The organism is Streptomyces sp. 142MFCol3.1, assembly GCF_000424945.1.
GTDB classification, from domain to species: domain Bacteria; phylum Actinomycetota; class Actinomycetes; order Streptomycetales; family Streptomycetaceae; genus Streptomyces; species Streptomyces siamensis.
Window position 1 is genome coordinate 38,553 of the sequence record NZ_AUKV01000010.1, and the last position, 13,618, is coordinate 52,170.

12 protein-coding genes are annotated in these 13,618 nt (G+C 71.9%); 7 read left to right on the plus strand and 5 right to left on the minus strand.

Going from position 1 to position 13,618, the window contains the following annotated elements; translation table 11 throughout:
* Positions 1 to 172: 172 nt before the first annotated feature.
* From H305_RS0115960 to nrfD, 4 genes are read left to right on the plus strand one after another with little or no spacing between them, the layout of a single operon-like run.
* Complete coding sequence (locus H305_RS0115960; protein WP_028801252.1) at positions 173 to 418, plus strand: hypothetical protein; 246 nt, start codon at positions 173 to 175, stop codon at positions 416 to 418.
* A 15-nt stretch (positions 419 to 433) separates the two neighbouring features.
* Entirely contained in the window at positions 434 to 3,679 is a 3,246-nt protein-coding gene (fdh, locus tag H305_RS0115965) for a formate dehydrogenase (protein WP_028801253.1), read from the plus strand.
* Positions 3,676 to 4,527 (plus strand): 4Fe-4S dicluster domain-containing protein, encoded by an 852-nt coding sequence (locus H305_RS46105; protein ID WP_037764153.1) that lies wholly within the window; start codon positions 3,676 to 3,678, stop codon positions 4,525 to 4,527. The genes fdh and H305_RS46105 overlap by 4 nt, the downstream gene beginning before the upstream one ends.
* Positions 4,524 to 5,483 (plus strand): NrfD/PsrC family molybdoenzyme membrane anchor subunit, encoded by a 960-nt coding sequence (gene nrfD / locus H305_RS0115975; protein WP_078629075.1) that lies wholly within the window; start codon positions 4,524 to 4,526, stop codon positions 5,481 to 5,483. Before H305_RS46105 ends, nrfD begins: the two co-directional genes overlap by 4 nt.
* 271 nt (positions 5,484 to 5,754) lie before the next feature.
* Here nrfD and H305_RS0115980 read toward each other — a convergent pair whose 3' ends face one another.
* Positions 5,755 to 6,348, minus strand: a complete 594-nt coding sequence (locus tag H305_RS0115980) for a DinB family protein (RefSeq protein ID WP_028801255.1) — start codon at positions 6,346 to 6,348, stop codon at positions 5,755 to 5,757.
* A gap of 82 nt (positions 6,349 to 6,430) precedes the next feature.
* Positions 6,431 to 6,745 carry a hypothetical protein gene (locus H305_RS46110; protein WP_234020937.1) on the minus strand — a complete coding sequence of 105 codons (315 nt, stop codon included), beginning with the start codon at positions 6,743 to 6,745 and terminating at the stop codon, positions 6,431 to 6,433.
* Between H305_RS46110 and H305_RS50670 the strand changes: the two genes are divergently transcribed.
* Entirely contained in the window at positions 6,746 to 7,099 is a 354-nt protein-coding gene (locus tag H305_RS50670) for a helix-turn-helix domain-containing protein (protein ID WP_051370628.1), read from the plus strand. It abuts the gene before it with no gap.
* A 108-nt stretch (positions 7,100 to 7,207) separates the two neighbouring features.
* On the opposite strand, the gene H305_RS0115990 is transcribed toward H305_RS50670, so the two are convergent.
* The 3 genes from H305_RS0115990 to H305_RS0116000 form a co-directional block, all read right to left on the minus strand.
* Positions 7,208 to 7,630 carry a hypothetical protein gene (locus tag H305_RS0115990; protein WP_028801256.1) on the minus strand — a complete coding sequence of 141 codons (423 nt, stop codon included), beginning with the start codon at positions 7,628 to 7,630 and terminating at the stop codon, positions 7,208 to 7,210.
* 177 nt (positions 7,631 to 7,807) lie between these two features.
* A complete protein-coding gene (locus H305_RS53415; protein WP_158690540.1) occupies positions 7,808 to 7,951 on the minus strand; it encodes a hypothetical protein in 144 nt (47 codons plus the stop codon).
* A gap of 311 nt (positions 7,952 to 8,262) precedes the next feature.
* Positions 8,263 to 10,746 carry a tetratricopeptide repeat protein gene (locus H305_RS0116000; protein ID WP_234020873.1) on the minus strand — a complete coding sequence of 828 codons (2,484 nt, stop codon included), beginning with the start codon at positions 10,744 to 10,746 and terminating at the stop codon, positions 8,263 to 8,265.
* A 380-nt stretch (positions 10,747 to 11,126) separates the two neighbouring features.
* Here H305_RS0116000 and H305_RS50675 point away from each other — a divergent pair, with 380 nt between their 5' ends.
* Both H305_RS50675 and H305_RS0116015 read left to right on the plus strand, forming a co-directional pair.
* Entirely contained in the window at positions 11,127 to 12,617 is a 1,491-nt protein-coding gene (locus H305_RS50675) for an MFS transporter (protein ID WP_078629076.1), read from the plus strand.
* Between the two features lie 462 nt (positions 12,618 to 13,079).
* Entirely contained in the window at positions 13,080 to 13,607 is a 528-nt protein-coding gene (locus H305_RS0116015) for a (2Fe-2S)-binding protein (protein WP_028801259.1), read from the plus strand.
* Positions 13,608 to 13,618: the final 11 nt, after the last annotated feature.

Here is a 13,618-nt window from a genome sequence, read left to right on the forward strand (position 1 = left end):
GCAGTAGGCGTACGGCGGCACACGGGGGGTCGGCTCCCGGGGCGCAACGGCTCCGCGGGCGCGTATGCGTCGCCGGCGCGGCAACTGCGGGGGCCCAGTCACGGGCACGGCGTTTCACGCCCGCGGTAACAGGTACTCGCGGCACGCCTGTACCACACAGAGGGAGTACACCGTGGTGGACAACCGTTACACGGAGCGGGATCGCAGCGAGGCCCCCGTCCCACGAGACCTTCCCGACCAGCAGGTCCTCGACGGTGAAGACCCCCTGGACCTGCCACCGGAGGACGACGAGGACGAGAGCGCGTCGGACGGCGCGGCGGTGCCGGACACCGACGAGGCGGGCACAGGCCGCAAGGGAGCGCCGCAGAAGGCGGCCGTGCATCCCGAGCACCCCGTGCCCGACGAGCCCGTCGACTGAACGTCGGGAGGAATCATGGGTATGGCCGACCGGGTCCGCGCTTGGCCCGTCCTCCGTCAGGTCGCCGGGACCGACCGCACCGGGCGCGGCACCGCCGCGAAGTCCGCCCGCACCGAGAATCTGCGCCCCCGTACGGACACCGCCGAGCGGGTCGTGCGGTCCGTCTGCCCCTACTGCGCCGTCGGCTGTGGCCAACTCGTCTACGTGAAGGACGAGAAGGTCGTCCAGATCGAGGGCGACCCCGCCTCCCCGGTCAGCCGGGGGCGCCTGTGCCCCAAGGGTGCGGCGACCCTTCAGCTCACCACCGGGCCCGCTCGCGAGCACAAGGTTCTGTACCGGCGGCCCTACGGCACCGAGTGGGAGACCCTCGACCTCGACACCGCCATGGCCATGGTCGCCGACCGTGTCGTGCGGACCCGGCGCGAGACGTGGCAGTGGGAGCAGGACGGCGCACGCACCGCCCGGACCATGGGCATCGCGAGCCTGGGCGGTGCCACGCTGCACAACGAGGAGAACTACCTGATCAAGAAACTGCTGACCGGCCTCGGCGTGGTACAGGTGGAGAACCAGGCGCGGGTCTGCCACAGCTCCACCGTCGCCGGTCTCGGCACGTCCTTCGGCCGTGGCGGCGCGACGACTTTCATGCAGGACCTGCAGCACGCCGACTGCATCGTCATCGAGGGCTCGAACTTCGCCGAGTGCCATCCGGTCGGCTTCCAGTGGGTGATGGAGGCCAAGCGGCGCGGTGCCCGCATCATCCACGTCGACCCGCGGTTCAACCGCACCAGTGCGCTGGCGGATCTCTACGTCCCGATCCGCGCGGGCAGCGACATCGCCTTCCTCGGCGGGATCATCAACCACGTCCTCACGGAGGAGAAGGACTTCCGCGAATACGTCCTCAACTACACCAACGCCGCCACCCTGGTGGGCGAGGACTTCCTCGACACCGAGGACCTCGACGGCGTCTTCTCCGGCCTCGACGAGGAGAAGACGCACTACGACCCGCACAGCTGGCAGTACGAGGGGGCGGAAGTCCAGCAGCCCACCGGCGAGACCGACGAGCTGTACGAGGACCGGACGCGCAAGGCGGCCGGACCCGAGGCGCACGGCTCCGGCGGAGCCCGCACCGCGCCCCGTGCCCCCAGCGACGAGACCCTCCAGCACCCGCGCTGCGTCTATCAGATACTCAAACGGCACTACGCCCGGTACACCCCGGAGCTCGTCGAGGACGTCTGCGGTATCCCGCGCGCCACGTTCCTGCGCGTGTGCGAGGAGTTGACCGCGAACTCCGGCCGCGAGCGCACCAGTGCCTTCGCCTACGCCGTCGGCTGGACGCAGCATTCCACCGGGGCCCAGTTCATCCGCGCCGCCAGCGTGCTGCAGCTGCTGCTCGGCAACATCGGCCGGCCCGGCGGAGGGATCCAGGCCCTGCGCGGGCACGCGTCCATCCAGGGCTCCAGCGACATCCCCACCCTGTTCAACCTGTTGCCCGGCTACATCCCGATGCCGCACGCGCACGCACACATGAGCCTGGACGACTTCGTCCTGGCGAGCCGCACGGACAAAGGCTTCTGGGCGAACATGCGGGCCTACGTCGTCAGCCTCCTCAAGGCCTACTACGGCGACGCGGCCACACCCGACAACGACTTCTGCTTCGACCACCTGCCGCGCCTGACCGGCTCCCACTCGACCTACGACACGGTCATGGCCCAGCTCGACGGCGACTGCAAGGGCTACTTCCTGATGGGTGAGAACCCCGCGGTCGGCTCGGCCAACGCACGCCTCCAGCGCCTCGGCATGTCCCGCCTGGACTGGCTGGTGGTCCGCGACTTCTCCCTCATCGAGTCGGCCACCTGGTGGAAGGACGGCCCGGAGATCGAGACCGGCGAACTGCGCACCGCCGACATCGGCACCGAGGTGTTCTTCTTCCCCGCCGCCGCCCACACCGAGAAGTCCGGGTCCTTCACCAACACCAACCGCTACGTGCAGTGGCACTACGAAGCCGTCGAACCGGAAGGGGACGCCCGAAGCGACCTGTGGTTCATGTACCACCTCGGCCGCCGCGTCAAGGAGAAGCTGGCAGGCTCCACCGACCCCATGGACCGGCCGGTCCTCGACCTCACCTGGAACTACCCGGTCACCGGCCCGTACGACGAACCCGTCGCCGACGCCGTGCTCGCGGAGATCAACGGCCACGCCCCGGACGGCTCCCCGCTGAACGCGTACACCGAACTCAAGGACGACGGATCGACCCGCTGCGGCTGCTGGATCTACTGCGGGGTGTACGCCGGCGGCGTCAACCATGCCGCCCGCAGAAAGCCGCACTGGGAGCAGAGCTGGGTCGCTCCCGAGTGGGCCTGGTCCTGGCCCGCCAACCGGCGCATCCTCTACAACCGGGCTTCCGCCGCACCCGACGGCAGTCCGTGGAGCGAACGCAAGAAGTACATCTGGTGGGACGGCGAGCAGGGTCGCTGGAAGGGCCACGACGTACCCGACTTCGTCCCGGACCGCGCGCCGGACTTCGTACCGCCCGAGGACGCGACGGGCCCCGACGCGCTGCGCGGCGACGACCCGTTCATCATGCAGGCCGACGGCAAGGGCTGGCTCTACGCGCCGGCCGGCCTGGAGGACGGCCCCATGCCCACCCACTACGAGCCGCAGGACTCGCCGTTCGGCAACGCCCTGTATCCCTCGACCGCGCGCAATCCGGTGCGTCGGCTGCTGCCCCGTGAAGGCAATCGCTACCACCCGAGCGGCGACGAGGCGGGAGCCGGTGTCTTCCCGTACATCGTCACCACGCACCGCCTGACCGAGCACTTCACTGCGGGCGGTATGAGCCGCTGGTCGCCCTACCTCTCGGAACTGCAACCGGAGTTCTTCTGCGAGGTGTCGCCCGAGCTGGCCCAGGAACGGGGGCTCGTCAACGGCGGCTGGGCGACCATCGTCACGGCACGCAATGCCGTCGAGGCGCGGGTGCTGGTGACAGAGCGCATCCGGCCGCTGCGCGTCCAGGGCCGCACGGTCCACCAGATCGCTCTGCCCTTCCACTGGGGGCCCAACGGAATCTCGTCGGGGGACGCGGCCAATGAACTCGTCGCCATCGCCCTCGACCCCGACGCCCACATCCAGGAGGACAAGGCGCTCACCGCGGACATCCTTGCCGGCCGTCGTCCGCGCGGCCCCGACCTGCCCGAACTGGTCGCCGAGTACCGACGGAGGGCGGGCATCACCGCCGCCACCGGGACGGAGGTCCGCAAATGAGGGAGGAGACGCCGGAGCGGGTCGGTTTCTTCACCGACACCTCCGTCTGCATCGGCTGCAAGGCCTGCGAGGTGGCCTGCAAGGAGTGGAACGCCATCCCCGAGGACGGCCTGTCCCTGACCGGCATGTCGTACGACAACACGGAGGCGCTCGGGGCCTCGACCTGGCGGCACGTCGCCTTCATCGAGCAGCCGCGCCCCGACGGCCGGACCGAACTGCCGCTGGCCGAGGGCGGAGCGACCGCGCAGGAGACGGTCGTGGACGGCACCGGTGGCATGCGCTGGCTGATGTCGTCCGACGTGTGCAAGCACTGCACGCACGCGGCGTGCCTCGACGTCTGTCCCACGGGATCGCTGTTCCGCACCGAGTTCGGCACGGTCGTCGTCCAGGAGGACATCTGCAACGGCTGCGGCTACTGCGTGCCCGCCTGCCCGTACGGCGTCATCGAGCAACGCCCGGCCGACGGACGCGCGTTCAAGTGCACGATGTGCTACGACCGCTTGGGCGTGGGCCAGAGCCCAGCGTGCGCCAAGGCCTGCCCCACGGAGTCGATCCAGTTCGGCCCCCTGGACGAACTCCGCGAGAGGGCGGCCCTGCGCGTCGACGAACTGCACGCCGCTGGTGTCCCCGAGGCTCATCTGTACGGCCACGACCCCGACGACGGGGTGGGCGGCGACGGCGCGTTCTTCCTGCTGCTGGCCGAACCCGAGGTGTACGGGCTGCCGCCGGACCCCGTGGTCACCACGCGCGACCTGCCGGCCATGTGGAAGCACGCGGGAGCGGCCGCGCTGTCCCTGCTGGGCGGGGTCGCGGTGTCCTTCGCGCTGGCCGGAAGGGGACGCCGATGACCTCGGCACCGGGCCCCTCCGCACGTCGTCGGCGCGGCGAACGGACCGTGGTGCCGCGAGCCGACTTCCAGTCGTACTACGGCCGTCCCGTCATCAAGGCACCCTCCTGGGCGGCCACGGACATCGCCGGCTACTTCTTCCTCGGCGGTCTCGCGGGCGCGGGATCGGTCCTCGCGGCAGGAGCCCACCTCACCGGCCGGACCTCCACGGCGACCGCCTTGAAGGTGTCCTCGGCGGCAGCCGTGTCGCTGTCCGCGGCGGCGCTGGTGCACGACCTGGGCCGGCCGGAGCGGTTCGCCAACATGCTCCGAGTGTTCAAGCCGACCTCGCCGATGAGCATGGGTTCCTGGCTGCTGTCCGTCTACGGGCCCTCGGCCGCCGTCGCGGCCTCGACCGCGGTGGCCGGGCGGCTGCCGCGGCTCGGCAGCGCGGCGACCGGGGCCGCCGCGGTGCTGGGCCCCGTGGTGGCGACGTACACCGCCGTGCTGGCGGCCGACACCGCCGTGCCCGCCTGGCACGACGTCCACCGCGAACTGCCGTACCTCTTCGCCGCCTCGGCGACCGCCGCGGCGGCGGGCATGGCACTCGTGGCCGGCCCGGCCCGGGAGAACGCCCCCGCGCGCTGCGCGGTCTGCCTGGCCGCGGTCGCGGATCTGGCCGTGTCGTCGGCCGCCGAACGGCGGCTGGGCATCGTCGCCGAGACGTGGCGGGAGGGCCGGGCGGGCTCCCTGCTCCGTGCCGCTCGTGCCCTCACGGCCGGGGGCGCCGTCGCCGCCGTCGTGTTCGGACACCGCCGCGAGGCAGCCGCGGTGGCCGGGCTCGCGCTGCTCGCCGGCTCGGTGTGCACCCGCCTCGGTGTGTTCGCCGCGGGGATCGCCTCCGCGCGAGACCCCCGGTACACGGTGGTCCCCCAGCGCGAGCGGCGCGACGGGGCAGGCGCGGCACCCCACGCATGAGCGCCCTCGGGGGGCGCACGGGACCGCCGGAACGGCTCCCACGGCACGGGGCACTTGGGGCATTCCCGCGGGAGCCAGGGAAGCCCGCCGCGTGCCGCGAGCGTGTGCCGGACGCCTCACGCAGGGCCGACGACCCGAAGGACGCTCTGACCCTCGCCCGGTTCGTGGCCCTCCATCTGGCGGAGACCCGGCGCAGGTCCTGCTCCCCCGGTTCCCAGAAAGTGCCGCGGAGATCGCCCGTCACCGCGACGCAGGCCCCGGGGAGCCGCGGTCACACGCCTCGGTCGGCTTCCCGGGCCGCGCGCTCCAGCCGGCCGCGGTAGTCCTCCCACCAGGCCGCGTCGCCGGGCATCATGCTGTCGTTGTCCTTGCTCATGCCGACGGCACCGTCCATGAGTTCCCGGAGGATGTCGGCCTGCCCGGCATGGCGTTGCGTGTCCGCGGTCACGCGCACCACGGCGTGATGCAACGTCACCTCGTCCTTGCCGTCGGGCCACCACGGCACCTTCCCGACGGCGTCCAGCGCCAGCGCGTCGATCGTCTCGTCCGAGTGTGCCCACGCCCGGCGGTAGAGCCCCATGACGTACTCGCGTGACTCTTCCGCGGTCGCCCACATGTCCCCGTTGGTCTCGGCGGCCTCTTCGAACCAGGGCAGGTCCTCTCCGGACGGCCGTCCGAACGTGTCGCCGAGGTAGCCCAGTTCCACTCCGGCCAGATGCTTGACCAGGCCCAGGAGGTTGGTGCCGGTCGGCGTCAGCGGGCGGCGGACGTCGTACTCCGACAGGCCTTCGAGCTTCCACAGCAGGGCGTCGCGGGCGGACTGCAGGTAGCGTTGGAGATCGGCCTTCAGATCCTCTTCGGTCATGGGATCAGTCTGCCGCCGACGCGGTCCTTGTCCACCCGCTACGGTCCACGCTCCCGCTCCCGCCGCGGCGGGACCGACCGACTCACAAAGACCCCGTCCCGAGCCGCTCGCTCAGGAAGGTGATGATCTCGGCCCGTGCCCGCACGGTGGGGTGGCCTTCCTGAGCGACGAGGTGCGCCGTGACCACGCTGTGGGCGCAGCCGACGACGTCACGGAAGAAGGGCGGAGGGTTCGTGTTCGCCGACTCCGCTTCGAGGACACGGCCGTCGAACGCGTCGCCGAGCAACGCCCGGTAGGCCGCGAACTGCCGGCCGGTGCACCACGTGTCGTGCTCGAAGCGGTAGGCCGGCACCTTCAGGCCGTCGCGCGCCACGCGTTCGGCGCACGGGAGTTCCACGTGAGCACGAGAACCCTGCTCCGCCGTTTCGGAGACGAGACCGGCGAGACGCCCCTCGCGTACCTGCGGACGGCCCGGGTGCGTCACGCCGGGCATCTGCTGGAGACCGCTGACAGGACCGTCGCGAGCATCGCCGCCGAGGTCGGGTACCGCGATCCCGGGACGTTCAGCGGGATCTTCGCCAGACACACCGGTCACCGGGCGTTGTTCGCCGCCGCGGCGCGCCCGCCGAGTGAGGGTGGTGCCCGCCGTGTCTCAGCGGGTGAAGAGTTCGAATCCGACCCAGGGCCTGCCGCCGAAACGTGGACCGTGCCCGCTCGTGATCTTCGTTCGCTCTCCTCGCGCTGTCGATGACCGGGCGCCGACGGCGAAGGCGCACCGGTGACGGGCGGTGCGGTCACTGCCGCAGGCCCATCCCAAGCCTGCCGCCCGCCTGTTGGTCGCTGATGCGCCGTCCGGTCGTCAGTCGGCGGTGACGCCCCAGTAGCCGATCTGTGTCGGCTGCCCGTCCACGTAGAGCACGGTGCATCTCCCCTGTGCGCGGTGGGGGAAGTCCAGTTGCCCCGAGTGCAGGGCCGCCTCCCAATCGTCGTAGTCGGGGCGGCCGTCGGGGGCCCAGACCCTCACCTCCTCGGCCGTCAGCGGACGCATGTAGGGGCCGTCGTCGGGGTCCGTGGCCTCGATCAGCATGGGCTGGTCCAGGACCGTCCCCGTACCGCCGGTGAAGATGTACTCGTGCCAGGCGGGGTCCTCCCACAGTTCGTCCACCGTCCGGCCGGGGAAGCCGTGGTCGTCCTCGGCCAGTTGCTCCTCCTGGGCCTGGCGGAACGCGGCCGCCGGATCCCGCTGGTAGGGGCCCGTGTGCATCCAGCCGTTGCCGCCCATGTGTACGCCTCTCCTCGCCTGTCCGATCGATGTGAGGTCAGCGTAGGAGGTTCCACTGACAATCCGGCCCCGCGCGGCAACCGCGCCCGGCGAACACGCGGAACCACGGTTCGTGCGCCCGCGTGCAGGACGTGAGGACCTGGTCGCCCAAGGGGCCCTGCGCCAGGGCGGACCGTCTCACAGGGCCAGTGCGATCGCGGCGCCGATGCCGCCCAGGCCGAGGGCGAAGGCGGCTTCGGCCCAGCCGCCGTTGCCCCACGGGAAGAGCCGGTCGAGGTCGGATGGCGCAGCACACCATGCAACGTGAGTGGACTCGCACATCGGCCACCCCACGAGCAACATCGCCTCTCGCGGAAGCGACCTGCCCCGACGCCGACAACCGCGGTGGGACGGTTTGGTGCCGCTCTCAATATCTCCGCGTCGTGGATTTTCACGTTGCCCCGTTGACGCGTCACCGAACCGGGGCGACGGAGAACGGTCGGCGGGGCTGGCAGCCGACCGCGGCACGGTGACAGCTGTCGGGGCGCTCCCGTGGAGACGACTGCCGGTCGACCGCCCGAAGGTGCCCCGGGCGCGCGCTGTCCTGCGAGTGGCGCCGTCGGCGGCGGGCCGCCCCGGGACGTGACGCCCGGTCAGGCCTCCGGCCTGAGTTCCTCCAGCACGGCCTGCCCCGCCGCGCGGTGCCCTGCCGCCGCCGGCGGATCCGTCCGGTCGAGCACGGCCGCGATGCCCTCGTGAGCCAGCACCTCCGCGTACCGGTACCCCAGTCGCGGCGCCAGCTCCAGAGCCTCGCGGTGCAGCCGCAGGGCCTCCTCGGGCAGGTTCGCCAGCCGGCAGGTCTCCGCGTAGCCGTTGAGGAAATGGATCTTCCAGTGCTCCTCGAACAGTTCGTCCAGCAGGGCGAAGGCCTGCCGGTGGCTGTCCAGGGCCTCCTCATATCGGCCCATCGTCCGCAGCGCGACCCCCAGGCAGTTCAGGCACCACGCCTCGTTGTGCTTGTGCCCGTCCTCGCGGGCCAGCTCCAGCGCCTGCCGCAGATGCTTGGCAGCCTCGTCGGGCTCCTCCCCGGCGATGGCCACGCCGAGCGTGATCCGAGCCGTCAGCGTGGGCGGCCAGGCGGGGTCGGCGTGCGGGACGTCGAGCGCCCGACGGGCCAGTCGCGCCGCCTCCTCGCGGTGTCCCAGTTGCAGCGTCGCCCAGGCCTCGTACCCGATCGCGTGGGCCGCTCCCATCGGGCAGTCGGCCTTCTCGTAGAGCTTCCCGGCCAGCCGGAAGAACTCCAACGGCTCCTCCACGTATCCCTCGTCCCACCTCAGGTAGCCGCGCCGCATGGTCAGCTCGGCCTCCGACCGGGGGTCCCCCGCCCGGGACACCAGCGGTGCCGCCGCCTCGTAGGCCGCGCCTGCCTCCGGCATCCGTCCCGCGTTGTAGCGCGCGAAGCCCAAGTCGCTGTGCGCCTCGGCCAGTTGCAGCGGATCACCGAGACGCTCCGCCGCCGCGAGGGACCTCTCGAAGAGGGCGTTCAGATGCGTCGTGCCGCAGCGCCGCGCGAAGAAGGCCCGCATGAAGCGCGGCAGTTCGCACACATGCGCGTCGGCCCCCGCGGCGACCGCGGCCTCGAAGACGGCCATCAGGTTCGTGTACTCCGCGACGAACCAGCCGAGGGCCGCGTTCTTGTCGGTGAACCGCGGCAGCTCCGCCGGAGCCCTGCCGACGGAGGCCGCCCGGCCGGGCGACACGAACGGCATCGCGGCGTCGGCGGCGGCCGCCGCGTGCACGTAGTAGTCGAGCACCCGGCCGAGCGCCCGCTCCCGCTCCACCGGTGAGTCCTGCTCCACGCAGGCGCGCCGCGCGTGCTGGTGCACCAGGTCGTGCAGCCGGTAACGGCCGGCCGCCGGCTGCTGGACGAGGTGCGCGTCGAGCAGGTCCTCCAGCATGGTGCGGGCGCCGCGCAGCGGAATGTCCGCGAGGGCCGCCGCGACGTACTCGTCGAAGGACGACCCCGGCAGCAGACCGAGCAGCCGGAACAGACGCCGCTGGTTCCGGTCCAACTGCCTTACGGACATGGCGAACGCGGTGTCGAACTCGTCCACGCCCTCCGCCATCCGCTCCACGAGGATGCCCACGGTCCAGCCCGGCCGGTGCCGCAACCGGGCCGCGGCCAGCCGCAGGGCCAGCGGCAGATGACCGCACAGCCGGAGCACCTCCGCCGCGGACTCCGGGTCGCGGGCCAACCGCCCGTCGGGCCCCCGGGGGTCGCCGCTGGCACGGGCCAGCAGCTCCGCGCTCTCCTCGGGGGTCAGCACGTCCAGCGACACCGGGGGCACCTCGTCGAGGCCCAGCAGCCGGTTGCGGCTGGTGATCAGGGCGACGGAGGGACCGGCGCCGGGCAGCAGCGGGCGGACCTGGTCGGCGTCGGCCGCGTTGTCGAGGACCACGACGGCCCGGCGGTGGGCCAGTTCCGACCGCCAGCAGGCGGCCAGCTGCTCGACACCGCCCTCCTGCGGGACCTTCTCGGAGGGGACGTCGAGCGCGGCCAGCAGTGTGCGCAGCGCGGGGTCCGGATCCAGCGGCCGGCGTCCGTCGGTGAACCCGTGCAGGTCCACGTAGAGCTGGGCGTCCGGGTAGTCGTCGGCGAGCCGGTGCGCCGCATGCACCGCCAGGCAGGTCTTGCCCACCCCCGCCATGCCGTCGACGGCGACCACCCGACTGCTGCGCACACCCGCGAGCACGGCGGTCAGTTCGGCCTCCCGTCCCGTGAAGTCCGGCATGTCGCGCGGCAGATCGTTGCGGGGCGGGCGCGGGTCGCCGGCCGGCGGCGACGGTGGCTGGACCTGACGGCTGGACTTCGGGGGCGCCGGCAGGGGGTTCGAGGCCCGCTCCCACAGCGGGCGCAACGGGCGGGGGTCGCGCTTGACGAGACGGCAGAGCGCGATCACCGCGGGCCACGGCGGCACCGTCTGCCCGCCGAGGTAGCGCGACAGTGACGACGAGCTGAGGCCCGTGTCCCGCGCGAGGGCCCGTACGCCGCGCCCGGACAACTCCTGGAGCAGCCGCAGCCTGGCCGCCAGCTCGTCCGGCGCGTCGGCCTTCGCCGCCCGCTGTTCCACAACCACCGGTCCCCCGCCTCACTGTCCCGGCCCGGCAGAGAATCCCGGGCCGAGTCGTCGCTGTTGAAAGCCGTTTCGGCTGTCCCACGGTGTCCCACCGGCGTCGTCATGGCAAGCCCGTGCGGCTGTGATGGAGGCACGCCCCGAGGAGACGGGGCGCCACCGGTAGGCCGTCTCCACGGCCACTGTCCCGTCAGGGCCTGCCGGTTCCGCCGCCACTGCCCGCCCAGGGTCCGACTCCACCGGCACCGCCACTGTCCAGCCAGGGCCGCCCCCTGACAGGCTGCATCCGTCACTGACAGCGTCGGTCACCGACAATCCGACTCAACCGACTCAACCGACTCAACAACGGCCCGAACGCCCCGTGGTCATCGAAGGAGCCTGCCGTGTCCTCCGCAGCCGACACCGAGCTCGCCCCGGCGAACAGCTCGTACCGCGACGTCCTGCTGCGCAACCGGCGGATGGCCGGTCTGCTGCTGGGCGATCTGCTGGCGAACGCCGGCACGGGCATGCTGATCGTCGCAATGCCTGTGCAGACACTGGCCGTTCACGGGTCACTGGATGCGGCGCTCGCGATCGCAATGGTGGAGGCGGCGCCGTTCCTGCTCTCCACGGTGCTCGCCCTGGCCATCAGCCTGGGGCGGTTCTCCACACCTCCGCGTCGGCTGCTGCTCGCGGACTGTGTCCTGCGCGCCGTCGCGTTCACCGGACTCGGCGCGCTCGCGGTGGCGGACCGGCTCACGCTGCCGGTCCTGGTCGGCGGACTGCTCCTGGGCAGCACCTGCCGGATGGCGGGCTCCAGCAGCCGCCGGCTTCTGGCCACCTCGATGGTGGGCGACGCGGACCGGTTCGCGGTCAACGGACTGCTCGGGCTGGGCAGCAACTTCGCGCTGCTGGTCGTCGGACCGGTGGCCGGCGGAATGCTCGTGGCCTGGGCGGGCACGGGCTGGGCGCTGTTCGCCGACGCGTGCGGAGCGTTGATCCTGCTGGTGTCGGTGCTGCGGTGTGTGCCGCGGGCACCGGTGGTCGGGGGCGCGGCACACGGGCGGGAACCGGAGAACGCCTCGGAGGGCAGGCCGCCGCACGAGGCCGAGCATCAGCCGGCTCAGACGTCGCAAGCGCCGTCGGAGAGGACACCGCAAGCACCGTCGAAGCAGCCACCAGGAGCACCGTCTGAGCAGACACCAGGAGCACCGTCTGAGCAGACGTCGCAAGCGCCGTCGGAGCAGACACCGCAAGCACCGTCGAAGCAGACGTCGAGAGTGCCGTCGGAGCAGACACCGGAACGTGAGCCGCGGCGCGAGTCGGGGTGGCGCGTCCTGCGACGCCGACCGGTGGCCGGACACCTGCTCGTGGTCGTCTTCTTCTTCAACTTTCTCTACATGCCGATCGAGGTCGCCCTGCCGCTGTACGTGCGGGACACGCTGCACAGCGGCGCGTCCGGCCTGGGACTGCTCTGGACCGCGCTGGGCGCCGGGGCGCTGGCCGGTGCCGCGCTGGTCGACCGCCTCCGCGGACTCCCTCAACGCCCTTTGCTCGTCGCCGTCATCGCGCTGTGGGCGCTCTGCCCGATCGCGCTGGCCGGGATCGCGGACCAGAGCGCGGCCATGGTGGTCTTCGGTCTCGGTGGCCTGGTCTGGGCGCCCTTCACACCGATCGCCTACAGCTTCCTGCAGTCCGGGCTCCGTGACGACGAACAGCAACCGGTCGTCACCCTGTGGACGACGGGCTCGACGGTCGCCGCCCCGCTCGGCCTGCTCGCCGGCGGTCCGCTGATCGCCCTCACGGGTCTGCGCACCAGCCTGGTCCTGTCCGGTCTCCTGACCATGCTGCTCGCCGTGCTCGCGGCCTGGAGCGTGGCGCGCGGACCGCGGTGACGCGCGTGGGCCGTCCGGGACCGGGGCCATGGAAGACGGCTGTACGCGTGGCGCGGGACCCCGTGCCTCCTAGCTCGGGACAGCGCCATCGCCGCAGCGCCGTACCGACCGCCCGCAGGCCTGACGCGGTCCTGTCAGGCGGCCCCCTGCCGCGAGGCCATCCAGCGGTCCAGGTCGGCGGTGCCGGCGAATCTGGACCACCTGGTGGTACCGCCGGGACGCGCCCCCCTCCTCCGGGCGAAGCCAGGTGACCCCCTGATGGCCCACGAATGCGGCGGCCTCCGTCTCGATGCCGTGGGCCCACCGCTCGAACTCCGACTCCATGCCCGGCTTCGCTTCCCAGGTGAAGACCACGGTCACCGACTCGCGGGCTCCGTGCGCACTCACTGATGAAGAAATCCTACGGTTGCAGCGCATATCTCCCTGTATCACGATGAATGCGTCCCCTTCTGGAGGTCTGCCATGTCTGCACACACTCCGGCCCCCCTCACCGAACGTGGGCAAGGCCTCGAAGAGCGAGGGCCGGGGCCGGTCGCGGTCACCTTGACGGTCAACGGCGTGCAGCGCTCCCTGGAGATCGAGCCACGGGTCAGTCTGCTCGACGCGCTGCGCGAACACCTGGACCTGACCGGTGCGAAGAAGGGCTGCGACCAGGGCACGTGCGGCGCCTGCACCGTCTGGGTCGACGGCAGTCGCGTACTGTCCTGCCTCACGCTCGCCATGACCTGCGAAGGGCGCGAGGTGACCACCATCGAGGGGCTGGCGGAGGGCGACGAACTGCACGCCATGCAGGACGCGTTCATCGCCGAGGACGCCTTCCAGTGCGGCTTCTGCACTCCTGGCCAGATCATGTCGGCGACGGCGCTGCTCAAAGAGGGCCATGCGCGCGACGACGCCGAGATCAAGGAGTGGATGAGCGGCAACATCTGCCGCTGCGCCGCCTACCCCCACATCCGGGCCGCGATCCGCGCAGTCCGCGACGGAGCCTAGGGAGCCTTGCC